The 23,562-nt window shown below is 73.2% G+C and carries 19 protein-coding genes; 5 read left to right on the top strand and 14 right to left on the bottom strand.

Annotated features, from left to right (window positions below):
- Positions 1–139: 139 nt before the first annotated feature.
- Positions 140–1,519 carry a solute carrier family 23 protein gene (locus tag ABZY20_RS28910; RefSeq protein WP_356445125.1) on the top strand — a complete coding sequence of 460 codons (1,380 nt, stop codon included), beginning with the start codon at positions 140–142 and terminating at the stop codon, positions 1,517–1,519.
- Here the strand turns inward: ABZY20_RS28910 and ABZY20_RS28905 are convergent.
- Positions 1,498–2,628 (bottom strand): glycoside hydrolase family 6 protein, encoded by a 1,131-nt coding sequence (locus ABZY20_RS28905; RefSeq protein WP_356445239.1) that lies wholly within the window; start codon positions 2,626–2,628, stop codon positions 1,498–1,500. The genes ABZY20_RS28910 and ABZY20_RS28905 overlap by 22 nt on opposite strands.
- A 175-nt stretch (positions 2,629–2,803) precedes the next feature.
- Here ABZY20_RS28905 and ABZY20_RS28900 point away from each other — a divergent pair, with 175 nt between their 5' ends.
- A complete protein-coding gene (locus tag ABZY20_RS28900) occupies positions 2,804–3,517 on the top strand; it encodes a DUF5995 family protein (RefSeq protein ID WP_356445124.1) in 714 nt (237 codons plus the stop codon).
- On the opposite strand, the gene ABZY20_RS28895 is transcribed toward ABZY20_RS28900, so the two are convergent.
- The gene (locus tag ABZY20_RS28895; protein ID WP_356445122.1) at positions 3,514–5,211 is read right to left on the bottom strand and encodes an NAD(P)/FAD-dependent oxidoreductase; all 1,698 of its coding nucleotides are present in this window, start codon (positions 5,209–5,211) and stop codon (positions 3,514–3,516) included. The genes ABZY20_RS28900 and ABZY20_RS28895 overlap by 4 nt on opposite strands.
- Before the next feature lie 51 nt (positions 5,212–5,262).
- Positions 5,263–6,051 (bottom strand): carbon-nitrogen hydrolase family protein, encoded by a 789-nt coding sequence (locus ABZY20_RS28890; RefSeq protein ID WP_356445120.1) that lies wholly within the window; start codon positions 6,049–6,051, stop codon positions 5,263–5,265.
- 310 nt (positions 6,052–6,361) lie between these two features.
- Here ABZY20_RS28890 and ABZY20_RS28885 point away from each other — a divergent pair, with 310 nt between their 5' ends.
- Entirely contained in the window at positions 6,362–6,901 is a 540-nt protein-coding gene (locus ABZY20_RS28885) for a Repetin (protein ID WP_356445118.1), read from the top strand.
- Here ABZY20_RS28885 and ABZY20_RS28880 read toward each other — a convergent pair.
- The 7 genes from ABZY20_RS28880 to rpe form a co-directional block, all read right to left on the bottom strand.
- Positions 6,870–8,066, bottom strand: a complete 1,197-nt coding sequence (locus ABZY20_RS28880; RefSeq protein ID WP_356445116.1) for an MFS transporter — start codon at positions 8,064–8,066, stop codon at positions 6,870–6,872. The two genes, ABZY20_RS28885 and ABZY20_RS28880, sit on opposite strands and share 32 nt — an antisense overlap.
- Positions 8,067–8,203: 137 nt before the next feature.
- Entirely contained in the window at positions 8,204–8,656 is a 453-nt protein-coding gene (locus ABZY20_RS28875; RefSeq protein ID WP_031116678.1) for an Lrp/AsnC family transcriptional regulator, read from the bottom strand.
- 10 nt (positions 8,657–8,666) lie between these two features.
- Positions 8,667–10,136: an amino acid permease gene (locus tag ABZY20_RS28870; protein ID WP_356445114.1), complete on the bottom strand. Its 1,470-nt coding sequence runs from the start codon at positions 10,134–10,136 to the stop codon at positions 8,667–8,669.
- Positions 10,137–10,481: 345 nt separating this feature from the next.
- On the bottom strand, positions 10,482–11,924 hold the full coding sequence (locus ABZY20_RS28865; protein ID WP_356445112.1) for a GuaB1 family IMP dehydrogenase-related protein: 1,443 nt from the start codon (positions 11,922–11,924) through the stop codon (positions 10,482–10,484).
- A gap of 108 nt (positions 11,925–12,032) precedes the next feature.
- Positions 12,033–12,407 carry a barstar family protein gene (locus ABZY20_RS28860; protein WP_356445110.1) on the bottom strand — a complete coding sequence of 125 codons (375 nt, stop codon included), beginning with the start codon at positions 12,405–12,407 and terminating at the stop codon, positions 12,033–12,035.
- Between the two features lie 3 nt (positions 12,408–12,410).
- Positions 12,411–13,454: a sugar-binding domain-containing protein gene (locus tag ABZY20_RS28855; RefSeq protein WP_356445108.1), complete on the bottom strand. Its 1,044-nt coding sequence runs from the start codon at positions 13,452–13,454 to the stop codon at positions 12,411–12,413.
- A gap of 78 nt (positions 13,455–13,532) precedes the next feature.
- Positions 13,533–14,219 carry a ribulose-phosphate 3-epimerase gene (gene rpe, locus ABZY20_RS28850; RefSeq protein ID WP_356445106.1) on the bottom strand — a complete coding sequence of 229 codons (687 nt, stop codon included), beginning with the start codon at positions 14,217–14,219 and terminating at the stop codon, positions 13,533–13,535.
- A gap of 140 nt (positions 14,220–14,359) precedes the next feature.
- Here rpe and ABZY20_RS28845 point away from each other — a divergent pair, with 140 nt between their 5' ends.
- A complete protein-coding gene (locus ABZY20_RS28845; protein ID WP_356445104.1) occupies positions 14,360–16,501 on the top strand; it encodes an MMPL family transporter in 2,142 nt (713 codons plus the stop codon).
- Here ABZY20_RS28845 and ABZY20_RS28840 read toward each other — a convergent pair.
- Together ABZY20_RS28840 and fmt are read right to left on the bottom strand one after the other, a co-directional pair.
- Positions 16,482–17,909 carry a transcription antitermination factor NusB gene (locus tag ABZY20_RS28840; protein ID WP_356445103.1) on the bottom strand — a complete coding sequence of 476 codons (1,428 nt, stop codon included), beginning with the start codon at positions 17,907–17,909 and terminating at the stop codon, positions 16,482–16,484. The two genes, ABZY20_RS28845 and ABZY20_RS28840, sit on opposite strands and share 20 nt — an antisense overlap.
- 113 nt (positions 17,910–18,022) lie before the next feature.
- Entirely contained in the window at positions 18,023–18,955 is a 933-nt protein-coding gene (fmt, locus tag ABZY20_RS28835) for a methionyl-tRNA formyltransferase (protein ID WP_356445101.1), read from the bottom strand.
- 281 nt (positions 18,956–19,236) lie between these two features.
- Between fmt and ABZY20_RS28830 the strand changes: the two genes are divergently transcribed.
- Positions 19,237–19,782, top strand: coding sequence for a hypothetical protein (locus tag ABZY20_RS28830; RefSeq protein WP_356445099.1), 546 nt, complete (start codon positions 19,237–19,239; stop codon positions 19,780–19,782).
- A 230-nt stretch (positions 19,783–20,012) separates the two neighbouring features.
- Here the strand turns inward: ABZY20_RS28830 and ABZY20_RS28825 are convergent, their stop codons facing one another.
- Together ABZY20_RS28825 and metK are read right to left on the bottom strand one after the other, a co-directional pair.
- Positions 20,013–22,169, bottom strand: a complete 2,157-nt coding sequence (locus tag ABZY20_RS28825) for a primosomal protein N' (protein ID WP_356445097.1) — start codon at positions 22,167–22,169, stop codon at positions 20,013–20,015.
- A 114-nt stretch (positions 22,170–22,283) separates the two neighbouring features.
- Positions 22,284–23,492: a methionine adenosyltransferase gene (gene metK, locus ABZY20_RS28820; RefSeq protein ID WP_356445095.1), complete on the bottom strand. Its 1,209-nt coding sequence runs from the start codon at positions 23,490–23,492 to the stop codon at positions 22,284–22,286.
- Positions 23,493–23,562: the final 70 nt, after the last annotated feature.

Raw genomic sequence — 23,562 nt, 5'->3', positions numbered from 1 at the left:
GCGGGGCTCCTGGCGTGCGGGATCGGTGCTCACTACAGCGAACATCATCCTAAGCGGACGCTCACGTGTGCGAAGCACACCCGGACAGCGTCGACAATGGTCCGGACTCAGCTGCCCGCACGACGAAAGCGACACCCCCATGGATCTCGGCGTCCGCTGGAAAATTCACGGCGACGGACGCTCCCCGGCGCCCGGCGCGGTGGTCCGGCCCGATGAGCGGCTCTCCTGGCCCCGCACCGCCGGGCTCGGCGCCCAGCACGTGGTGGCCATGTTCGGGGCGTCGTTCGTGGCTCCGGTCCTGATGGGTCTGGACCCCAACCTGGCGATCATGATGTCGGGCGTCGCGACCGTCGTGTTCCTGCTCGCCACGCGTGGCCGGGTGCCCAGCTACCTCGGCTGCTCGCTCTCCTTCGTCGGGGTGGCGGCGGTGATCCGCGCGCAGGGCGGCAGCAGCGCCACGGTCACCGGCGCGGTCTTCGTCGTCGGGGCCGCGCTGTTCCTGGTGGGGCTCGCCGTGCGGCGGTTCGGGGCGCGGATCATCCATGCCGCGATGCCGCCGATCGTCACCGGCGCGGTGGTCATGCTGATCGGCTTCAACCTGGCGCCGGTGACGGCCGCGACGTACTGGCCGCAGGACCAGTGGACGGCCCTGCTGGTGATGCTGTTCACCGGCCTGGCGGTCGTCTGCCTGCGCGGGTTCTGGTCCCGGATCGCGATCTTCCTGGGCCTGGTCTTCGGCTACGGCGTCTCCTGGGTGTTCGACCTGGTCTTCGGGAAGATCCACTCGGCGGACGGCAGCGGCAAGGTCACCGACCACTGGCGGCTGGACCTGTCCGGCGTGGGCCAGGCGGACTGGATCGGGCTGCCGACGCTGCACGGCCCGTCCTTCGAGTGGTCGGCGATCCTCGTCGCCCTGCCGGTCGTCATCGCGCTGGTCGCGGAGAACGCCGGGCACGTGAAGGCGGTCGGCGAGATGACCGGCGACCCGCTGGACGACAAGCTCGGCACGGCGATCGCGGCCGACGGCGTCGGCTCGATGCTGTCCACCGCGGTCGGCGGCCCGCCCAACACCACGTACTCCGAGAACATCGGCGTGATGGCCGCGACCCGCGTCTACTCCACGGCCGCCTACTGGGCCGCCGCCGGCTTCGCCCTGCTGTTCGGCCTCTGCCCGAAGTTCGGCGCGGTCGTCGCGGCGATCCCGGGCGGGGTGCTCGGCGGCATCACCGTCATCCTGTACGGGATGATCGGCCTGCTCGGCGCGCAGATCTGGATCAACGCCGAGGTGGACCTGCGCAATCCGCTGAACCTGGTCCCGGCCGCCGCGGGCATCATCATCGGCGTCGGCAACGTCTCCCTGGAGTTCACGGACACGTTCTCGCTGAGCGGCATCGCGCTCGGCACCCTCGTCGTCATCACCGGCTACCACGCCCTGCGGGCCTTCGCACCGGCCCATCTGAAGACGCAGGCCCCGCTGCTGGACGAGGGCACCTCCTCCTACGACGACGCCAAGTCGTAGGCGTAGGACGGCGTGAACGTCCCCGGCCTGCCCCTGCAGCCGTCCGACTCGCCCGGCAGCTTGACCCACAGGCAGGCGTCGATACGGGCCTCGCCGGTGTCCAGGGTCGGGGTCCGGCCGAGCTTGCGGCCGGCCGGGTCGCACCACTCGCCCCCGGCCGGGGCGCCGTTGCCGTTGCGGCTGGTGTCGATGACGGCGCCGAGGCCGGCCGGTCCGCCGAGCGCGTCCAGGACCCTCCGGTCGTAGGCGGCTTCGTCGGCGGTGGTGTGGAAGTTGGAGACGTTGCTGAAGATCCCGTCCGAGGAACCGGGCGAGGCGGCACCGGCCTGCCGCAGCCAGGCGGCCTGCTTGCCGGGCGCGTTCCAGCCCGAGTGGCCCGCGTCGAAGTACACGCGGGCCCGCGGGCCGGCATCCTTCAGGACGCGTCCGGCCCGGGCCAGGGAGGCGAAGCGGTCGGCACGCTCAGCGGCGGAGAGGCAGGCGGCCTGGGCGACCGAGTCGGGCTCCAGGACGACGATGACCTCGCCGGAGCCCAGCCCGGCGGCGAACCGGTCGATCCAGGCGTCGTAGGCGTCCGGACCGGGCGCTCCGCCCTGGGAGTGGCCGCCGCAGTCGCGGCCGGGGATCGCGTACGGCACCAGGACGGGCACCCGGCCCTGGGCGGCTGCGCCCGAGGTGACGGCGGCGACCCGGGCGGTGACGGTGTCCGGCGCGTAGTCGGCGAACCAGACCGCGGCCGGCTGCTCGGCGATGCGGGACGCGATGACCGCGTGCCGGGGGTCGCCGGAGTGGGTGCGGACCCAGTCGAGCACCTGGGAGCCGGGATGGCGGTAGAGCCGTCCGGCCGGCGCGGTGCCGTGCCGCGGCCGCACCGCCCCGCTCCTCGACGGGGACGGCGAGGGACTGGCGCTCGCCGATGCGGGAGCCGACGACTCGGCGTCGGACGCGGACGGGGACGGCGACGGCAGCGCGGGCAGCGGCGCCAGGCGCGGGGAGGCGGTCACCTCGGGAGTCCTGGCCCGCTCCGGACCGCGCCGGTCGCCGTCGAAGGCGGACAGAGTCCCGGCGACGACTCCCGCCGCGACCACGAACGAGGCCGCCGCGACCATCGCGCCGCGCCGGGCGGCACGCCCGCGCGCGGCCCGGCGGGCGGCCAGGCGCTGCGCACGCGAGCCTGACACGGTGGTGCTCCCCCTCCCCCTGCGGCGGGCGGTGGTCCCCCGTTTCGGGGAAGCGCCGGGCCCACCGGTGCTCCCGGCAGTCTGAAGCTGGGACTCTGCCCGCATGCCGCGATGCGAACAAGTCCCCCCAGCCGTGGACACACCGGTCGACGGAGTCATCCGCCGTATGCGCGCCCTCGACGCGGCCCTGCACCCGCGGGACGGGGTGGCGGTCTTCAACCGCGTCTACCTCGCCGTGACGGAGGAGGTGGACCGGTACGTCGACACCGGGCGGTTCGCGGACCCGCGCGCCGCGATCACGCTGGACGTACGGTTCGCCCAGCGATATCTGGACGCCGTCGGGGCGGTGGCGGAGGAGCGGCTTCCGCCGGCCTGCTGGAGACCGCTGTTCCAGTTCCGCCGGCATCCCGGGGTACGCCCGTTGCAGTTCGCGCTGGCGGGCATCAACGCGCACATCGGGCATGATCTCGCGCTGGCCGTCGTCGACACCTGCCGTACGCTCGGCTGCGCTCCCGCCGAGCTGGAGGACGAGTTCGACACCGTGGGCGATCTCCTCGTCTCGTTGGAGGAGCGCATCCGCGAAGATCTGATGCCGGGCCCCGATCTCCTCCAGATCGCCGACCCGCTGACCCACCTGCTGGGCTCCTGGAGCCTGGAGCGGGCCCGCGACGCGGCCTGGACGGCGGCCCGTACCCTGTGGGCCCTGCGTGAACTCCCCGACATCGCCGGGGAGTTCACCGAGCGGCTGGACACGGCGGTGGGCTTCGCGGGGCGCATGCTGCTCACGCCCCTGGGCGGACCGCCGCTGTGCCGCTAGTCCTCCGGCAGCTCCACCGGCGCGATCTCGTCGTACACGTCGCCGGGCCCCGGGTTGGTCGGGTCGGTCGTGCCGCCGAGGTGGTGCATGACGCCCCAGACCGCGTTGAGGGCGGTCTGGATCGCGCCCTCGGCCCAGCCGGCCGTCCAGGAGATGTCGTCGCCGGCGAGGAAGATGCCGCGCTTGTCCTCGGGCAGCCGGTCCTGCATGAAGTGCGTGAACAGGCGCCGCTGGTAGCGGTAGTGGCCGGGCAGGTTCGCCTTGAACGCGCCCATGAAGTAGGGCTCGTTCTCCCAGGAGACGGTCACCGGGTTGCCGATGATGTGGCTGCGGATGTCGACCTTGGGGTAGATCTCGCCGAGCGACTTCAGCATGACCTCCATCCGCTCGTTCGCGGACAGCGGCAGCCACTTCAGGCTGTCGTCGCACCAGGTGTACGACAGGCAGATGACGGCGGGCTTGTCCGGGCCGTCGTCGAGGAGGTAGGTGCCGCGCGTCATGCGGTCGGTGAGCGTCATCGACATGACGTCCCGGCCGGTCTCCTCGTCCTTGTCCAGCCAGAAGGGCCGGTCGACGGGGACGAAGAGCTTGCTTGACTCCATGTAGTGGGTGCGCTCGATCGCCGTCCAGTGGTCGATCGGGAAGAGCGAGTCGTCGCAGGCGATCTTCGACAGCAGCATCCAGGACTGGGCGGTGAAGATCGCCGCCTTGTAGGTGCGGATGTCGCCGTCGGCGTCCGTCACCGTGATCCGGTTGCCGGCGGTGCGGTGCAGACGGGTCACGGCCGGGCGGGGCTCGCCGCCCTCGTGCAGGGTCGCGAGCGAGGTGCCGAGGGCCCAGTGGACGATCTTCCGCGGCTCGCGCTCCCACAGGCGCAGCGGCAGCTGCTGGGAGCCGCCGACGATGCCGCGGTGGTGGTCGTCGGCCTCGGTGTAGACGACGCGCAGGATCTCCAGGATGGAGTTCGGGAAGTCGGTGTCCCAGCCGCCGGTGCCGAAGCCGACCTGGCCGAAGATCTCGCGGTGCCGGAAGGACTTGAACGCCTCCGAGTCGCACAGGAAGCCGTAGAAGGTCTGGTTGTCGAGCTTCTCGACGAGCCGGGACCAGATCTCGCGGATGCGCGGCACGTCCCGCTCGCGCAGGGCCCGGTTCATGTCGGAGAAGTCGGCGCCCTCCTCCAGGCAGCGGTTCCAGGCCTCGGCGACGTCCCGGTAGACCTGCGGCAGGTCGTCGATGGTCTCGGCGTAGTGCGACTCGCCCTTGAGGTCGACGACGGTCGACGGGGTCGCCTCCGCGAGGGGGTTGGGGAACGGCCGCGTCTGAAGGCCCACCAGGTCGATGTAGTGCTGCAGGGCCGTGGAGGACGGCGGGAAGCGCATCGCGCCCATCTCGGCGGTGAGGGAGGTGTCGCACCCGTCGAAGCCGACGGTCCGCAGCCGGCCGCCGATCTGGTCGGCCTCGTAGACGACGGGCTTGAGGCCCATCTTCATCAGCTCGTACGCGGCGACGATGCCGGAGAGCCCGCCGCCGATGACCGCGACCTCCGTGCCGTGCTCGGTCGCGGGTATCTGCCCGAGACCCGCGGGGTGGGCGAGGAAGTCGTCGTAGGCGTACGGGAAGTCCGGGCCGAACATGGTGATCGGCGGCTGCTGCGCGTCTGCGTGCTCGACGGCGTTGGGCACGGTGGACGTCATGGGGTACGGACTCCTTGCACGGGGACGAACGGGCGGTTCAGGAAGGGGGGTTCAGACGAGCGGCCCGTAGAGGCCGGGCCGCCGGTCGCGCAGATACGGGTTGGCCTCGCGGGAGGCGGCGAGGAACTCCGGGTCGGCGTCGGCGAGGACGAGTTCCTCACCGCGCCCGGCCCGGGTCCGGGCGACCCCGTCGGGGCCGGCGAGCGTGGACAGCCCCACGAACTCGAACTCGCCTTCCCTGCCGACCCGGTTGACGTACGCGACGTACATCTGGTTCTCGAAGGCCCGCACCGGGATCACCGACTCCGGGACGAACTGGAACGGGTGCATCTGCGCGGTCGGGACGACCAGCAGGTCGGTGCCGGCAAGGGCGTGGGCGCGGACGTTCTCCGGGAACTCGACGTCGTAGCAGATCACGACGCCGACGCGCAGACCGCCGATCTCGGTCTGCACGACCGGCTGGTCGCCCGGCGTGAAGTGGTCGCGCTCGAAGCAGCCGAAGAGGTGGGTCTTGCGGTAGTTGGCGAGCCGGGTGCCGTCGGCGGAGATCAGCTGGGCGGAGTTGAAGACGGCGTCGCCGGACCGCTCGGGGTAGCCGTAGGCGATCGCCAGGCCGTGGCGGGTCGCGGTCTCGGCGACCGCGTCGGCGCAGTCGCCGTCGGCGGGCTCGGCGAGCCGGCCGATCCCGTCGCCGATGGCGTACCCGGTCAGGAACATCTCCGGCGTGACGAGCAGCCCGGCACCCGCGGCGGCGGCCCGGCCCGCGGCCTCGTCGAGCACCTTGAGGTTCTCGACGGTGGAGCCGGGGCTGCCGGAACTCTGGAGCAGGGCGGTGCGCATGCGTGTTCCTCACCGGGCGGAAGGGGGGGCGGAGGGCCTTTTGCGGGGCCATGTAGACGGTACGGGCGGCTGACCAGCGGGGACAAGGAGGAGCCGTTGCGCGCCGGTGGACTGTTCGTTGCGTGCGCCGGCGCCCGGGCGGCGATTCGTTGCGCGCCGTGAGGCGTAGCCCGGGTCCTCCCGGAGGCCCGGTCCGGTGCCGTCCGCCCCGCCGTGCGGCGGAGGCGGCAGCCCGCCCTGAGCCCGATGCCCGGTCCGTGCCGGGCCGGGAGAGTGAGGGCTGTCCACTCGGCCTGCGGAAAGGACGGACATGAAGCGCCGTACGAAGATCGCCGTACTCGGCCTCGCGCTGGTACTGCTCACCACCGGCGCGGCCTCGGACGCGCCGGCCCCGGACGCGCCCCGGCCGCGGGAGGCCGCGGCCCTCACCGGCACGGCCAAGCTGTACCGGTCGGCCGGGGACGACATCACGTTCTCGTTCGACGCGCATCTGGCCGCGAAGGACAAGGCCGACCCGTCGAAGGCCACCGGCACGTTCACCTTCAGCCACTACCTGAACGACTTCGGCGCCCGGGCCGAGGTGACGGTCGACTGCCTGGTCACCGGGGGCAGCGTGGCCGTCGTCTCGGGGATCGTCACCGAGTCCGACCTGCCCGGCGCCGAGGGCCGGCGGGTCGGCGTCACCGTCCACGACCTCGGGCGCCACGACCGGCTCGGCTACAGCTGGGCCGCGACGGGCAGCCCCGCCGAGGGCGACCAGCCGCCCAAGTGCGTGAGCTCCGCCCCCTTCGAGAAGGTCAGGAAGGGGACGGGCGACTTCACGGTCGTGCCGTGGCGGCCCGAGCTCTAGCCAGGGCCAGCGCGGTCACGAGGTAGGGGATCGCCAGCACCGCGAAGACGGTGCCGTGCGCCCGGTCCGTGCCGAGCAGCGCGTAGACGCCGAACGTGGCGACGGTGACCAGTTCGGTGCCCAGGCCCGCCACGGAGGTGAGCGTGGCCCGCCGGGACTCGTCGATGCGGTGCTGCAGGCGGACGTCGGCGAGCACCTCGGCCAGCTGGAACCCGGCGAAGGCGAGGCCGACGAGGGCGACACCGGGCAGGGAACGGGCCACGGCTCCCACGGCCAGGGCGAGCGCGGCGCCCGCGAGCAGGGCGGCGAGGCCGGCCGTGCCGAGCCGTTCGGCCCGTCCCGCCAGGAGGCTGCCCGCGGTCGCGCACGCCCAGATCAGCATGATCAGGTAGGGCACCGTCGCCTCGTCGACGCCGATGTCCCGGACCAGCAGCGGGGTGTACTCGTCGAGCGCGCCCCACACCGCGGCCACGGCCGGGACCAGCAGCAGGGCGCCGCGCACCGCGCGGTCCCCGCGGGCCTGGGCGAGTCCGGTCCGCAGGGTCGCCGCCCAGCCGTCGCCGGTGGTCTCCGGCCGTACCCGGTGCTCCGGGAACCGGGTCGCGAGGGCGGCGGTCAGCACGCAGGCCAGGAAGCTCGCGGCGCCGACGGCCGCGTACCCTCCCCCGGCGAAGACGGGTCCCGCGAGGCCGATCGAGGCCACGGTTCCGGCGAGCCGCGCGGCGCGGGCCCGGCCCATCACCCCGGCATAGCGGTCCGCGGCGCCGAGCCGGTCCAGCTCGTCGTACACCAGCGCCTCCAGCGCGCCGGAGCCGAGGGCGCCGCCCGCGCCCCACAGGACGAAGCCGGCCGCGAAGGCCCCGTACGACGGGACGAGCACCCACAGCGCGAAGCCGGCGGCGGTCAGCAGCGGCCCGATCCACAGCAGCCGGCGGCGCGACACGGCGTCGGCCCAGGCGCCGGACGGCACTTCCAGCACCACGGCGGTGATCGACCACAGGGCGAACAGGGAGGAGATCTGCCCGAGGGACAGGCCGGTGTCGGCGAACAGTAGCGCGTACACCGGGTAGAGCAGGACGAAGTCGTCGAGGAACGCGTAGCCGTACAGCGTGGTGGTCAGCCGGCGGACCCCGGCGGCGGGCACGCGTGCGGGTGAGAGTGTCATGAGGCCTTCCCGGAAGGGCTGGTCGGATGCCGGAGGTACGGCGTCCGAGGCGGTCCTCGGGAGGCACGGCGGGTGGATCAATGTCGCCAGGTCATGACACCGATGCTAGGCCCCGTCGGCGCGGCGCGCCGCCGATTTCAGGTGGGCGACCCCGACGAGAAGCGGCGCAGCAGCGGCGACAGCACGAGCACGGACTTGGTCCGCTCGACGAACGGCTCCCCGGCGATGCGCTCCAGGACCCGTTCGAAGTGCCGCATGTCGGAGGCGAAGACCTGGGCGATCGCGTCCGCGTCCCCGGTGACGGTGGACGCGGCCACGACCTCCTGGTAGCGCTCCAGGCCGCGCTGGATGGTCTCCGGGGAGGTGTTGCCGCGGCAGTAGATCTCGACGAACCCCTCGGTCTCCCAGCCGAGGGCGCCCGGGTCCACCCGTACGGTGAACCCGGTGATCGCTCCGGTGGCGCGCAGCCGGTCCACGCGCCGCTTCACGGCGGGCGCGGACAGGCCGACGAGGTGGCCGATGTCGGCGTAGGAGCGGCGGGCGTCCTCGGCGAGGGCGTGCACGATGCGTTCGTCGAGATCGTTCAGCACTGTGGGTCGTTCACTTCTCGGATGGTGCCAGTCGGGAGCGGCGGTAGCCGTACCCGAAGTAGAACACGAGACCGGCGGCCATCCAGACACCGAAGACCACCCAGGTCACGGTCGGCAGGCTGCCCATCATCCAGACGCAGAAGCCGAAGCCCAGTGCGGGCATGAGCGGGGAGAGCGGCACGCGGAAGGTGCGGGGCAGGTCCGGCTGGGTCCGGCGCAGCACCACGACGGCCACGTTGACCAGCGCGAAGGCGAACAGGGTGCCGATGCTGGTGGCGTCGGCGAGCTGCCCGAGCGGGATCGCGGCGGCCAGGACTCCGCAGAACAGGGAGACGATCAGGGTGTTGGCGCGGGGCGTGCCGGTCTTCGGGTGGACCTTGCCGAACACCTTGGGCACGAGCCCGTCGCGGGACATGGCGAACAGGACGCGGGTCTGGCCGTAGAGGACGGTCAGGACGACGCTCGCGATGGCGATGACGGCGCAGAACGCCAGCAGGGTGCCCCAGAAGGTCTGCCCGGTGACCTCGCGCATGATCTGGGCGAGCGCGGCCTCGGAGTCGGTGAAGCCCTCCCACGGCTTGGCGCCCACGGCGACGGCGGCGACGAGGACGTAGAGCGCGGTGATGATGACCAGCGACAGCATGATGGCGCGCGGCAGGTCGCGCTGGGCGTTCTTCGCCTCCTCGCCGGCGGTGGAGGCGGCGTCGAAGCCGATGTAGGAGAAGAACAGCGTGGCTCCGGCGGCGCTGACGCCGGCCATGCCGAGCGGCATGAAGTTCTCGTAGTTGCCGGAGCGGAAGCCCTGCACGCCGATGGCGCAGAACAGCACCAGCGCGCCGATCTTCACGATGACCATGATCGTGTTGGCGCGGGCGGACTCGCGGGCGCCGCCCAGCAGGAAGGCCATCGCCAGCAGGACGACGATCAGCGCGGGCAGGTTGAACACCCCGCCGTCGCCGGGCGGGGCGGACAGGGCGGCCGGGATGGTGACGCCTATGGTCCCGTCGAGCAGTTCGTTGAGGTACTCGCCCCAGCCGACCGCGACGGCGGCGACGGACACGCCGTACTCCAGGACCAGGCACCAGCCGCAGATCCAGGCGATCAGCTCACCCATCGTTGCATATGCATACGAGTACGAGGAGCCGGAGACCGGGATGGTGCCGGCCAGTTCGGCGTAGGACAGGGCCGAGAACAGGGCGGTCAGACCGGCGATGACGAAGGAGAGCGTGACCGCCGGGCCCGCCTTGGGGACGGCCTCGCCGAGGACCACGAAGATGCCGGTGCCGAGGGTGGCACCGATGCTGATCATGGTGAGCTGCCACAGCCCGAGGGAGCGGCGCAGCGACCCTCCCTCGCCCTGTCCCCCCTCCGCGACCAGGCGTTCCACCGGCTTGCGGCGCATGAGGCGCGCGCCGGTGCCGGGGGACGCGGGGGCGGCTGTCTGGCCTTGGTTCTGCGGGGGTGCGCCTTGGTCGAGCACGCGCTGGCTCCTTTTCGCTGCCGGTCAGGGCGGCGGGGACCGTGGGCACCCTTGAGCAGGGACCCACCGAGCGGAGTCCCCGCCACGCCACGTTCGAGGCGACAGCCTATGAGCATCGGCGTTGCTGTCGAAATGCAGCAACCTTGCGCATGAGTGCAAGATCATTGCGTTCCCGCGGGTTCGGCGGGTGTTCGTTGCGGGGTGGGTGCCGACCGTTGCACGCGGCCTCGCCGGAGGGGTTCGCGCAGGATCGTGCGAGGGGCGGCCCGCACAACGCCGAACGGCCCCCGTACGACCGCGCAGCGGTCCGGCGGAGGCCGTTCGCAAGGGTGGGCGAGGAGTGCGTCAGCTCCAGCTGGCGTGCAGCGGCTTGCCCTCGGCGTAGCCTGCGGCGCTCTGGATGCCGACGATGGCCTTCTCGGCGAACTCCTCCAGCGAGCCGGCGCCGGCGTAGGTGCAGGAGGAGCGGACGCCCGCGATGATCGAGTCGATCAGGTCCTCGACGCCGGGGCGGGCCGGGTCGAGGAACATGCGGGAGGTGGAGATGCCCTCCTCGAACAGCGCCTTGCGGGCCCGGTCGTACGCCGACTCCTCCGAGGTGCGGTTGCGCACGGCACGGGAGGAGGCCATGCCGAAGGACTCCTTGTAGGCGCGGCCCTGGGCGTCGTGCTGGAGGTCGCCGGGGGACTCGTAGGTGCCCGCGAACCAGGAGCCGATCATCACGTTGGACGCGCCGGCGGCGAGCGCCATGGCCACGTCGCGCGGGTGGCGGACACCGCCGTCGGCCCACACGTGCTTGCCGTACTTCCTCGCCTCGGCGGCGCACTCCAGGACGGCGGAGAACTGCGGCCGGCCGACGCCGGTCATCATGCGGGTCGTGCACATGGCGCCGGGGCCGACACCGACCTTGACGATGTCCGCGCCCGCCTCGACGAGGTCGCGCACACCGGCCGCGGCCACCACGTTGCCCGCGACGATCGGGACCTGCGGGTCGAGGTCGCGCACCAGCTTCAGGGCGCTGATCATCGACTCCTGGTGGCCGTGCGCGGTGTCGATGACGAGCGTGTCGACGCCCGCGTCCAGCAGCTGCTGGGCCTTGCCCGCGACGTCGCCGTTGATGCCGACGGCGGCGGCGATGCGCAGCCTGCCGCGGGCGTCGGTGGCCGGGGTGTAGAGGGTGGCGCGCAGGGCGCCCTTGCGGGTGAGGATGCCGGCGAGCGTGCCGTCCTGGTACACGGCCGGGGCGTAGCGCCGGTTGGCGTGGTCGAGGGTGCCGAAGGCCTCGCCCGGGTCCATGTCCGCGTCGACGAGCAGCAGGTCGCGGGACATGACCTCGGCGAGCTGGGTGAAGCGGTCCACGCCGGACAGGTCGGAGTCGGTGACCACGCCGACCGGCCTGTGGTCCTCGTCGACGACGACACCGGCGTTGTGCGCCCGCTTCGGCAGCAGCGACAGGGCGTCCGCGACGGTCTGGTGCGGGGACAGGATGATCGGGGTGTCCAGCACCAGGTGCCGGCTCTTCACCCAGGAGACGACGTCGGTGACCACGTCGATCGGGATGTCCTGCGGTATCACCACCAGGCCGCCGCGGCGGGCCACGGTCTCGGCCATGCGGCGCCCGGCGATGGCGGTCATGTTGGCGACGACGAGCGGGATGGTGGTGCCCGTGCCGTCCGGGGAGCTGAGGTCGACGGCCTGCCGCGAGCCCACCGAGGAGCGGCTCGGCACCATGAAGACGTCGTCGTACGTCAGGTCGTACCCGGGCTGGATGTCATTGAGGAAACGCACGTGCTGCACATCCCAGTCGATCAGAGGTGACCCCCCGACCGGCCGGCCAGGGGGAAAGAGCACGTACTTCATTCTCCCATGCCCAGGGCGCGGCTGACCCCCAGCGGATCATCCAGGCTGGTCAGGGCCCTGTTCGGAGGATTCTCCAAGGCCGAGGGTGACGAAGAGGCCGGGGCCGCGGTCCGTCGCCTCGGCGAAGATCTCCTCGGCGACCTGCCACTCCTCGGGCCGCGTCTCGGCGTACTTCCGCCACCCCTGGACGACGAGCAGGAGCCCCCGGTCCCGGGCCCCCTCCGGCCAGAGGCCGGGGTCGGAGAGGCAGTCGGCGAGCGCGTCCCAGTTGCGGCCGAACCAGTCGGGCAGGGCCAGGTCACGGGCGCAGCGGCCCATCAGGCCCGCCTTGTCCGTGACCCCGTCGAGGTCCAGAACGACCACGATCCGGCCCGCCGGGTCGTCCGGTACTCCGCGCCGGCGCCCGTCCACCCGTCAGACCCCGTCCGGGTCGGCCCGGTTGAGCGCGGACCTCGGCGTGGGGCCCGCCGTCATGAGGTAGTCCGCGGCCGAGGTGTCCGTCACCAGGCTGGTGACGAGCCCGGAGCGCAGCACCGCGTCGATCGCCGGACCCTTGCGCTGCCCGCCCGCGATCGCGACGACCTCGGGGATCCGGCGCAGCTGGTCGGCCTTGACGGTGATGCACCGCTCGCCCAGGTCGCGTCCGACGCGGCGGCCCTCGGCGTCGAAGAGGTGCGCGGACATCTCGGCGGCGACACCGAGGGAGGCGTAGTGCGCGCGCTCCTCCTCGGTGAGCATGTCGTGCACCGTGGAGATGCCCGGCTCCCAGGAACCGATGGAGACACAGGCGACGGTGACCTTGTCGAAGTGCTCGAAGGCCCGCGCGATCCCCGTCTGGTTGCGCAGGGCCGAGGCCGTGGCCGCGTCGGGCAGCAGCATCGGCGCGTAGATGGGGTAGGCGTCGCCGCCGGCCACCTGGGCGGCGCGGCGAACCGCCTCGACGGAGCCGCGCTCGGCGGTCCCGGCGTCGTACACGCCCGTCAGCTGCACCACCGTGCACGGAGGCAGCCGGTCGAGCGCCGCCGCCATGTGGATGGTGGACCGGCCCCAGGCCAGCCCCAGCACATCTCCTTCGTCGACCAGTTCGCCGAGCAGGTCGGCGGCCACTTCTCCCAGGTTCTCGGGGTCGGGTGTCTCCTCGGCCTCGGCCGGGGACTCGACCACCACGGCGTGCCTGAGGCCGTAGCGGGCGCGCAGCGCGTCCGAGCGCTCGGCGTCCAGCTCCGCAGGCACACGGATCTCGATACGTACGAGATCCCGTTCGAGGGCGGTCTCCAGGACCCGGGCCACCTTGAAGCGGCTGACGCCGAACTCCTCCGCGATCTGGATCTTGGACTTCCCCTCGAGGTAGAAGCGGCGGGCCATGGCCGCCGCCTGCACCAGCTCAGCGGGTCCCATCCGCATGGCTGACCGGCCCGCCGACATACCCGACACGGCGATCTCCTCACTGCTGTTCACACTCTGGATTCGCCGTTCATCCTTGCAGATCCGGCGCGGATGATCAGCCCTGATGAGAGCCGTTCACTTTGCTGTGGTTCAGTGGTCGCAGGCCCAGGAGGCCTTCGCCGTCGCCGCCTCGGCCTGGGTGCGTAGTGCACGTACCGCCTCTGCCGGGTCGTTTGCCCCGTAGACCGCCGATCCGGCCACGAAGACGTCGGCTCCGGCGTCGGCGCAGCGCTCGATGGTGGACGCGGAAACTCCGCCGTCGACCTGGAGCCAGAGCTCCAGTCCGTGCTTGCTGATCAACTCGCGGGTGCGGCGAATCTTCGGAAGCATGATGTCGAGGAAGGCCTGTCCCCCGAAGCCCGGTTCGACCGTCATGATCAGGAGCATGTCGAGCTCGGGGAGCAGGTCCTCGTACGGCTCGACCGGGGTCGCGGGCTTCAGCGCCATGGAGGCGCGGGCGCCCTTGGCGCGGATCTCCCGGGCGAGCCGGACCGGGGCGGCGGCGGCCTCGACGTGGAAGGTGACGGAACCGGCCCCCGCCTCCACGTACTGGGGCGCCCAGCGATCGGGGGCCTCGATCATCAGATGGCAGTCCAGCGGAGTGTCCGTCGCACGGGCGAGCGACTCCACGACCGGTACACCGAGCGTGAGGTTCGGGACGAAATGGTTGTCCATGACGTCGACGTGGAGCCAGTCGGCTCCCTCCACGGCCTTCGCCTCGTCCGCGAGGCGGGCGAAGTCGGCGGACAGGATGCTGGGGTTGATCTGCACGGCCATGGCCCAAGCCTATGCGGTGCACCGCGTGTGAGCGGTCGGGGTCCCGGAAGGCGGACGGTTCCGTTCGGCCGTGCGACCGGCGCGGCCGGTGACGTGGTTCCCCGCGCCGGTGCGGGGGCTCCTTCGCGGAGGGGGTTGCCATGAAAGGCGGCGTCGCACATCTGGTCTGCGGACGGCGGGCGAAGTGGCTGGTCCTGGCCCTGTGGCTGGTCGTGCTGCTGGTGACGGCCCCGTTCGCCACGAAGCTGACCGACGCCCAGGACAACGACGCGGCGTCCTGGCTGCCCGGGTCCGCCGAGTCGACGCGGGTGCTGGAGATCTCCAAGGACTTCCGGCCGGAGCAGATCCCGGCGGTGGTGATCTACGCGCGCGACAGCGGGCTGACGGCGCAGGACCGGGCGGAGATCGCCGAGGACGTCGCGCAGCTCGAGCAGTTGCGCGACCACGGCATCCTGGGCGGGCAGACCCGGGGTCCGGTGTTCGACCGGCAGGCCGATCCGCGGGCGGCGCAGGTCTACGTGCCGATCACCATGGACGAGAAGGGCTGGGAGCGGATCTCCCCGGCCGTGGACTCGATGCGGGACGTGGTCGGCGAGGGCGGCGGCGGGCTGGCCGTGCACGTCACCGGCCCGGGCGGTACCTCGGCGGACTTCGCGGAGAGCTTCGAGGGCATCGACTCGACGCTGCTGTTCGCGGCGATGGCCGTGGTCATCGTCATGCTGCTCATCACCTACCGCAGTCCCACGCTGCTGCTGGTGCCGCTGCTCGGGGTGATCTGCGCGCTCTTCACGGCCCAGGCGCTGATCTACCTGCTGGCGGAGAACGGGGCCCTGACGGTCAACGGCCAGAGCGCCGGCATCCTCACCGTGCTCGTCTTCGGCGCGGGCACGGACTACGCCCTGCTGCTGGTGGCCCGTTACCGGGAGGAGCTGCGCCGGCACGAGGACCGGCACGAGGCGATGGCCCTGGCGCTGCACCGCGCGGGCCCCGCGGTGCTGGCCTCGGGCGCGACGGTCGTGCTGAGCATGCTCGTGCTGCTGGGGGCCGAGATGAACTCGACCAGCAGCCTGGGCCCGGTCGCCGCGATCGGGGTCGCGGTCGCCCTGCTGGCGATGATGAGCCTGTTCCCGGCCCTGCTGGTGATCTTCGGCCGGTGGATCTTCTGGCCGGTGATCCCGCGCCTGGGCTCCCCCGATCCGACCGAGAGCGGCATCTGGGCGCGCGCGGGCCGCCGTATCGCCCGCCGCCCCCGCACGACCTGGGCCGTGACGGCTCTGGTGCTGGCGGTCTGTTCGCTGGGCCTGATCCAGCTGCGCGCGGAGGGCATCGGCAACGCGGACGCCTTCACCGGCAAACCCGACTCCATCACCGGCCAGGAGGTGTCGGCGCGCTACTTCCCGGCGGGCAGCGGCGATCCCCTGGTCATCGTCAGCAACCAGGCCCAGGCGATGCAGGTGGGCCGCACCGTCGCCGCGACCGAGGGCGTGGTCCCCCAGTCCCTCGGCCTGCCTCCCGGGGCGAAACCGGGCTTCGAGGGCAAGGTCCTCTTCGAGGCCACCATGACCGCCCCGGCGGACAGCGAGGCCGCCAAGCAGACGGTGGAGCGCGTCCGCGACGCCGTGCACGCGGTGCCGGACGCCGACGCCCTGGTGGGCGGCGGTACGGCGGCCCTGCTCGACATGGACCGGGCGACCACGCACGACAACATCCTGATCATCCCGCTGGTGCTGGTGGTCGTGCTGCTGATCCTCTGCGTCCTGCTGCGCGCCCTGATCGCCCCGCTGCTGCTGATCGGGACCGTGATCCTGTCGTTCACGGCGGCCCTGGGCATCAGCGCCCTGGCGTTCCGGTACGTCTTCGACTACGCGGGCGAGGCGACCGACTTCCCGCTGTTCGTGTTCGTGTTCCTGGTCGCCCTGGGCATCGACTACAACATCTTCCTGACCACCCGCATCCGCGAGGAGGCGACCCGTCAGGGCACCAGAGCGGGCGTCGTCACGGGCCTCGCGGCCACCGGCGCGGTCATCACCTCCGCCGGCCTGGTGCTGGCCGGGACGTTCGCCGCCCTCGGCACCCTCCCGATGGTCGCCTTCGCCGAGATCGGCTTCGCGGTCGCCCTCGGCGTCCTGATCGACACCTTCATCGTCCGCTCGATCCTGGTGACCGCGCTGTTCCTGGACGTGGGCCCGAAGGTGTGGTGGCCGCACCGGCTGGCCCGGGAGGACGGCGGCGGGTCCGTCCGGAAGGGCGTCGCGGCGGGGGTCAGCCGGTCCGGCGAATGAGCGCCAGGTACATCGCGTCAGTCCCGTGCAGATGCGGCCACAGCTGGACGTCGGGCCCCTCGCCCAGCTCCGGCACGCCGGGCAGCAGCGGCCGGGCGTCGAGGAGATCGGCGTCCGGGAACTGCTTGAGCACGTCGGCGACGACGGCCCGGGTCTCGGCGAGGTGTGGGGAGCAGGTCGCGTAGCCGACGACGCCCCCGACCCGGACCGACTCCAGGGCGGTGCGCAGCAGGCCGCGCTGCAGCGGCGCGAAGCCCTCCAGGTCCTCCGGGCGGCGCCGCCAGCGCGCCTCGGGGCGCCGCCGCAGGGCGCCCAGGCCGGTGCACGGCACGTCGACCAGCACCCGGTCGAAGCTGCCGGGCCGCCACGCCGGCCGGGTCCCGTCCGCCGCGATCACCTGGTACGGCCCGGGGTTGCCCTCAAGGGCCCTGGCCACGAGCCCCGCCCGGTGGGTCTGCTTCTCCGAGGCGACCAGCGCGGCGCCCCGCTGGGCGGCGAGGGCAGCGAGCAGCGCGGCCTTGCCGCCGGGCCCGGCGCATCCGTCCAGCCAGCGCCGGTCCGGCCCGTCCAGGGGCGCGTTGGCGAGGGCGATCGCCACGAGCTGGCTGCCCTCGTCCTGCACACCCGCGCGCCCGTCCCGCACGGCCGGGACGGCGCCCGGCTCCCCGCCCTCGCTCAGCCGCACGGCGTACGGCGACCAGCGTCCCGGCACGGCGGCGTCCTCTTCGAGCAGCTCCTCGGAGGTGGCCCGCCCGGGGCGCGCCACCAGGGTCACCTCGGGCCGCTCGTTGTCGGCGCGCAGCAGTTCCTCGATGCCGGTGCGTCCGCCGCCGAGGGAGTCCCACAGCGCGGAGACGACCCAGCGCGGGTGCGAGTGCACGACGGCCAGGTGGTCCTCGGGGTCGTCGTCGTAGGGCGGGGCGACCCGCTCGAGCCAGCCGTCCAGATCGTGCTGCGCGACCTTGCGCAGCACGGCGTTGACGAACTTGGCGCGCCCGTCGCCGAGCACGACCCGCGCGAGTTCCACGGTGGCGGACACCGCCGCGTGCGTCGGGATCCGGGTGCCGAGCAGCTGGTGGGCGCCGAGGCTGAGCACGTCCAGCACCGGCGGGTCGACCTCCCCGAGCGGCCGGTCCACGCAGCTCGACAGGACCGCGTCGTACGTCCCCTGCCGTCGCAGCGTCCCGTACACCAGCTCGGTGGCGAGCGCCGCGTCCCGCGCGTCGAACGTCTCGGGCCCCTCCTTCTCCCGCGCCTTGCGCAGCAAGGGCGGCAGCACGAGGTTGGCGTAGGCGTCCCGCTCGTCCACCGCCCTCAGCGCCTCGAAGGCGAGGATGCGGACGGGGTCCTTCTTGGGCCGGCGGTAGGTCTTGCCGGACGGGCGGGGACGACGGGGCTGGTCGCTCACGAAAAAGGTGCTCCGGTGGTGAGATGAAGTGCGCCGTCCAGCCTACGCCGCCGCGGGTGCGGGGCAGCAGCCGGAGGGCGGCGGCCCGAGCGCGTGGGCTGCCGCCCGCCGGCTCAGACCCCGAGCCGCTCCGCCTCGGCGATCCGCACCCCGCGCGCCCAGTCCGCCGCCCGCATCGGCTTCTTGCCCTGTGCCTGCACCCACAGCAGCTCGACCGCGTAGGAGCCGGTGCCGACGAACACGTTGTTCTTCCCGGCGGCGATCCGCCCCGGGGAGAGGTCCGTCCGCTCGGGCACGGGCACGGCCTGGATCAGCTTGAGCCGCTCCCCGCGGAACGTCGTCCAGGCGCCGGGCGCGGGGGTGCAGCCCCGCACCACCCGGTCGACCCGCAACGCGGGCGCGTGCCAGTCGAGGTGGGCGTCCTCCACGGTGACCTTCGGCGCCAGGCTGACGCCCTCGGCCGGCTGCGGGACGGGCTTCAGCGTGCCGTCCTCGATGCCGTCCATGGTCGCCGCGAGCAGCCCGGCCCCGGCGAAGGCGAGCCGCGTCAGCAGGTCCCCGCTGGTGTCGGTGGGCCGGATCTCCTCGGTGACCGTGCCGTACACCGGGCCGGAGTCGAGCCCTTCCTCGATCAGGAAGGTCGACGCCCCGGTGATCTCGTCCCCGGCCATGATGGCGTGCTGCACGGGTGCGGCACCCCGCCAGGCCGGCAGCAGCGAGAAGTGCAGGTTGACCCAGCCGTGCGCCGGGATGTCGAGGGCGACCCGGGGCAGCAGGGCGCCGTAGGCGACGACGGGACAGCAGTCCGGCGCGATCTCGCGCAGCCGCTCCAGGAACTCCGGGTCCCTCGGCTTCGCCGGCTTCAGCACCTCGATGCCGGCCTCCTCCGCCCGCTCGGCGACGGGCGACGCGACGAGCCTGCGCCCGCGCCCGGCCGGTGCGTCGGGCCGCGTGACGACGGCGGCCACCTCGTGCCGCCCGGAGGCGAGAAGAGCGTCCAGGGCGGGAACGGCGACCTCGGGTGTACCGGCGAAGACCAGCTTCATGGGGTGGTGGGGGCCTCTCGGGCGGGGGTCGGTGCGGGCAACGCCCAAGTCTATGAGCCGCACCGCGGAAACCCGCCGACGGATACGCGCGGTGGCGGGTGGGAGACCTCGCCGGGGGCCGCGGACCGAGGCGCACGCCCCGCGCAAACAGGCGCACGCAGATGCTCCTACGCCCCACACCGTGACCCCGGGAGCGAATCCGCGTTGGTCAAGACACAGTTGACCACAGAGGGCCGCGAGCGCGGCCCATTCCTTTCAACGCCGGTTCGAGAGGCTTGTTCATGGCCGACCACGCAACCCACGACGCCCAGGCTCGGGCCAGCCTGCACTTGCTGGTGCGGGACATCGAGCGGGTCCGCCGGCAGGTGGACGCACTGCGCACCCTCACTGCCCAGTTGGGCAACGTCTACCGCCCGCGCCGCTCCGGCCCGTCCACGGGCTTCGTCGTGTACGGGCGCGCCCCCGCCCCGACGGTACGCCTCGCCCAGGAGCTGCGGGACAGTGTCGAGACCCTGGTCACCGCGGCCGTGGACTTCGACCGCTCGCTCGGCTTCTCGTGGGACGCGGTGGGCTCCGCACTCGGCGTCACCAAGCAGGCCGTGCACCGCCGTTACGGCGCCCGCCGCGCCACGGCCCAGACGGCCGCACCCGAGCCGGACCGCACGCCGGAGCCGTCGGGCACGCGGACGGTCAACGTGCCCGCCGGCCTCCCCGCGGTCCCGACGGTCCCCGCGGCCCGCTCCATGCCGACGCAGCCGACGGCGGGCAGCCCCGCCCTCCGCGAGGAGGCACGGCCGACGGTCTTCCCCGGCCCGCGCAACGGCTGACCCCCTCCCCCCTCCCCCACCGCTCCGCCCTCCCGGGACGTCTCCGGGAGGGCGATCGCGTGTGCGGCGGGGCTCGATGGCCGGCTCGAACGGGCCGGGCGGCCCTCCCGTTCCCCCCCCACCGCTCCGCCCTCCCGGGACGTCTCCGGCAGCCGCACGCGTGTGCGGCGGGGCGGGACCGTCGGCTCGGACGGGCCGGGCGCCTGACGCGAGGCGAACGGCGCCGCCGCTCACCCGATGTCGGCCGGATCGATCCGCACCCACACCGGGGCACCGCCGCCCCCGCTGCCCCGGGCCATCCGGGCGGCCTGCGCGGCCTTGAGCGACGCGGCCAGCGCCGCCCCCTTCCCCGGGGGCACCCGCAGCAACGCCCGCTCCCACTGCTCCCCCGGCGGCGGCGCTCCCGTCCGCCGCGGGCGCCCCGCGGGGGTCACGGGCAGCGGCACCGGGCCCAGCACCTCGGCATCCGGCGGCAGCCGGGCCGCACGGAGGAACTCGGCGACCGCTTCCGCCGGACCCGACACGGCCGCCATCCGGGACACCGGCGGAAACCCCAGCTCGGCCCGCTCGGCCAGTTCCCGCACCGCGTGCCCGACGGGATCCCACCGGACGAGCGCCTGCACGGGCCGGAGCGTCGGCTCGGCCACGACCACCACCGTGCCCCCCGCCGGCTGGGGCCGGACCAGCGCGCCGGCCGCCATCCACCGGCGCAGCGCGTCCTCCCCGGCCCGCAGATCGGGCCGGGTGAGCATGGCCCACCCGTCGAGCAGCAGCGCCGCCGCGTAGCCGCCCTCGGCGACGGGCTCGGCTCCCGGCGTGCTCACCACGAGGGAGGGCGTCCCCGGCACCGTGTCGAGCACGTGCTCGCGTCCCGAGGTCCGCACCGGGACCGCGGGGAAGGCCCGTCCGAGTTCCTCGGCGGTCCGCCGCGCCCCGACGACCGAGGCGCGCAGCCGGAAGGAGCCGCACTCCGGGCAGTGCCAGGCGCTCTCCTCACGGCCGCACCAGCCGCAGCACAGGGCCCCGCCGTCCCGCGCCTGAAGCGGCCCGGAGCAGTGCCGGCAGCGCGCGGGCTCCCGGCAGGTGGCGCACGCCATGCGCGGCACGTATCCCCGCCGGGGCACCTGCACCAGCACGGGCCCCTGCCGCAACCCCTCCCTGACGACCTGCCAGGCGAGGGTGGGCAGCCGGGCGGCCCGGGCGGCCTCGTCCCGCGCGAGGTCCCCGTCCCCCACGGTGCGCACGAGCGGGGCGGCTGCCCGCACCTGCTCCCGGGTGGCGACGATCGGGCCCGCCCAGCCGGTCTCGACGAGTTGCGCGGCCTCGACCGTGCAGGCCCAGCTCCCCAGCAGGAAGCCGCACTGGTCCTGGGCTGCCCGCAGCAGGAGCACCTCGCGGGCGTGCGGCTGGGGGGCGTGCAGCTCGCTGTGGCTGTCGTCCCCGTCGTCCCAGAGGGCGACGAGCCCGAGGTCCTGGACCGGCGCGAACATCGCGGCCCTGGTTCCGATCACGGCCCGTACCGAGCCGCGCCGGACCGCGAGCCACTGCGCGTACCGCTTCTCGGGACCGGCGTCGGCGGTGAGCACGGCGTGCCGCCCCTCCCCCAGCAGGGCGGTCAGGGCGGCGTCGGCCCGGGCGACGGCCCGCCCGTCGGGCAGCACGACGAGCGCGCCGCGCCCGGAGGCCAGCGTCGCCGCGACGGCCCGGGCCAGCTCCTCGCTCCACTGCGGACCCGGCAGCGCGTTCCACACGGCCCGGGGCGCACCGCCGCAGGCCAGGGACTCCAGGAAGGCCGGACCCCGCTCGTACCGCTGCCAGGACCCGGGCCCGGGCGGCGGGGGCGGCGGGAGCGGCTCGGGCGAGGGGCGCTGCTCGGCGCGGGCGTTGCGCGGCGGTACGGCGAGCTGCAGGACGTCGGCGAGGCTGCCCGCGTACCGGTCGGCGACCGCACGGGCCAGTCCCAGCAGCTCCTCGCTCAGCACCGGCTCGGGCGAGACGACCTGGGCGAGGGCGGCCAGCGGCCCGGAGTAGTCGGACTCGGCCAGCCGCTCGACGAGGAACCCGTCGATCAGCCCGCCGCCCTCCCGGCGGCCGTCCCGCACGCGGTGCCGCCCGGCCCCGAACCGCACCCGCACCCGGACGCCCGGCTGCGCCTGCTCGTCCAACTCCTCGGGCACGGCGTAGTCGAAGTACCGGTCGAGGTGGAGCACGCCCTTGTCGACGAGCACCCGGGCGACGGGCCGCTCCTTGGCGAGCGCGGCCCCGCGCCACGTCCGCGGCTTGGCACGCGGCGTCGCGGCCTTGCGCACACTCTCCCGGATGAGCGCGAGCTGCTCGGGCGGCGCGCCCTCCGCACCGCCGTCCACCTGTTCGTTCTCGCTGCTCACGCTTGCATTCTTACCAAACCCCACTGACAGGCGGCGGCGCCCGGCGGGGAAGCACCCGGACACGACGAGGCCCGGCCCCCCACGGGGAGCCGGGCCTGAGGCCGTGGAACCGGACTACAGCCCGGCAGCCTGCCGCAGCGCGTCCACGCGGTCCGTGCGCTCCCACGTGAAGTCGGGGATCTCGCGGCCGAAGTGACCGTACGCGGCGGTCTGGGAGTAGATCGGGCGGAGCAGGTCGAGGTCGCGGATGATCGCGGCCGGGCGGAGGTCGAAGACCTCGTCGATGGCCTTCTCGATCTTCTCCGTGTCGACCTTGGCGGTGCCGAAGGTCTCGACGAACAGACCGACCGGCTCGGCCTTGCCGATGGCGTACGCCACCTGGACCTCGCAGCGGGAGGCGAGGCCCGCGGCGACCACGTTCTTCGCGACCCAGCGCATCGCGTACGCCGCGGAGCGGTCGACCTTGGACGGGTCCTTGCCGGAGAAGGCACCGCCGCCGTGGCGGGCCATGCCGCCGTAGGTGTCGATGATGATCTTGCGGCCGGTCAGGCCGGCGTCGCCCATCGGGCCGCCGATCTCGAAACGGCCGGTGGGGTTCACCAGCAGGCGGTAGTTCTCCGTGTCGATCTTGATGCCGTCGTCCAGGAGCGCCTTCAGCTCCGGCTCGACCACGAACTCCTTGATGTCCGGAGCCAGGAGCGAGTCCAGGTCGATGTCGGAGGCGTGCTGGGAGGAGACCACGACGGTGTCCAGACGGACCGCCTTGTCGCCGTCGTACTCGATGGTGACCTGGGTCTTGCCGTCCGGGCGCAGGTAGGGGATCGTGCCGTTCTTGCGCACGTCGGACAGGCGCTTGGACAGGCGGTGGGCCAGGAAGATCGGCAGCGGCATCAGCGTCGGCGTCTCGTCCGTCGCGTAGCCGAACATCAGGCCCTGGTCGCCCGCGCCCTGCTTGTCGAGCTCGTCCTCGTCGCCCTCGACGCGGGACTCGTACGCGGTGTCCACGCCCTGGGCGATGTCCGGGGACTGCGCGCCGATCGACACGGACACGCCGCAGGAGGCGCCGTCGAAGCCCTTCTTCGAGGAGTCGTAGCCGATTTCGAGGATCTTGTTCCGGACCAGCGTCGCGATGTCCGCGTACGTCTTGGTCGTGACCTCGCCGGCCACGTGCACCAGGCCGGTCGTGATCAGGGTCTCGACGGCGACCCGGGAGGCCGGGTCCTCGCGCAGCAGCGCGTCGAGAATGGTGTCGCTGATCTGGTCAGCGATCTTGTCGGGGTGACCCTCGGTCACGGACTCCGAGGTGAACAGGCGACGGGACACAACGCTCCCTGGGGTTGCAGCGGCTGCTGGCTGATCATTGGCGGACGGCGGGGGCTGCACCCGAACGCCG

This window comes from Streptomyces sp. NPDC006624 (assembly GCF_040611555.1).
Taxonomy (GTDB): domain Bacteria; phylum Actinomycetota; class Actinomycetes; order Streptomycetales; family Streptomycetaceae; genus Streptomyces.
This window is presented reverse-complemented; position numbering and strand designations above follow the sequence as displayed.

What these genes read in the sequence shown, in the direction of transcription:
- ABZY20_RS28910 (WP_356445125.1), top strand. Translation starts at nt 140, where the DNA reads ATGGATCTCGGCGTCCGCTGGAAAATTCACGGCGACGGACGCTCCCCG.
- ABZY20_RS28890 (WP_356445120.1), bottom strand. Translation starts at nt 6,051, where the DNA reads ATGCGCACCGCCCTGCTCCAGAGTTCCGGCAGCCCCGGCTCCACCGTC.
- fmt (WP_356445101.1), bottom strand. Translation starts at nt 18,955, where the DNA reads ATGAAGCTGGTCTTCGCCGGTACACCCGAGGTCGCCGTTCCCGCCCTG.
- ABZY20_RS28900 (WP_356445124.1), top strand. Translation starts at nt 2,804, where the DNA reads ATGCCGCGATGCGAACAAGTCCCCCCAGCCGTGGACACACCGGTCGAC.
- ABZY20_RS28880 (WP_356445116.1), bottom strand. Translation starts at nt 8,066, where the DNA reads ATGACACTCTCACCCGCACGCGTGCCCGCCGCCGGGGTCCGCCGGCTG.
- ABZY20_RS28895 (WP_356445122.1), bottom strand. Translation starts at nt 5,211, where the DNA reads ATGACGTCCACCGTGCCCAACGCCGTCGAGCACGCAGACGCGCAGCAG.
- rpe (WP_356445106.1), bottom strand. Translation starts at nt 14,219, where the DNA reads ATGGCCGTGCAGATCAACCCCAGCATCCTGTCCGCCGACTTCGCCCGC.
- ABZY20_RS28905 (WP_356445239.1), bottom strand. Translation starts at nt 2,628, where the DNA reads ATGGTCGCGGCGGCCTCGTTCGTGGTCGCGGCGGGAGTCGTCGCCGGG.
- ABZY20_RS28830 (WP_356445099.1), top strand. Translation starts at nt 19,237, where the DNA reads ATGGCCGACCACGCAACCCACGACGCCCAGGCTCGGGCCAGCCTGCAC.
- ABZY20_RS28845 (WP_356445104.1), top strand. Translation starts at nt 14,360, where the DNA reads ATGAAAGGCGGCGTCGCACATCTGGTCTGCGGACGGCGGGCGAAGTGG.
- ABZY20_RS28885 (WP_356445118.1), top strand. Translation starts at nt 6,362, where the DNA reads ATGAAGCGCCGTACGAAGATCGCCGTACTCGGCCTCGCGCTGGTACTG.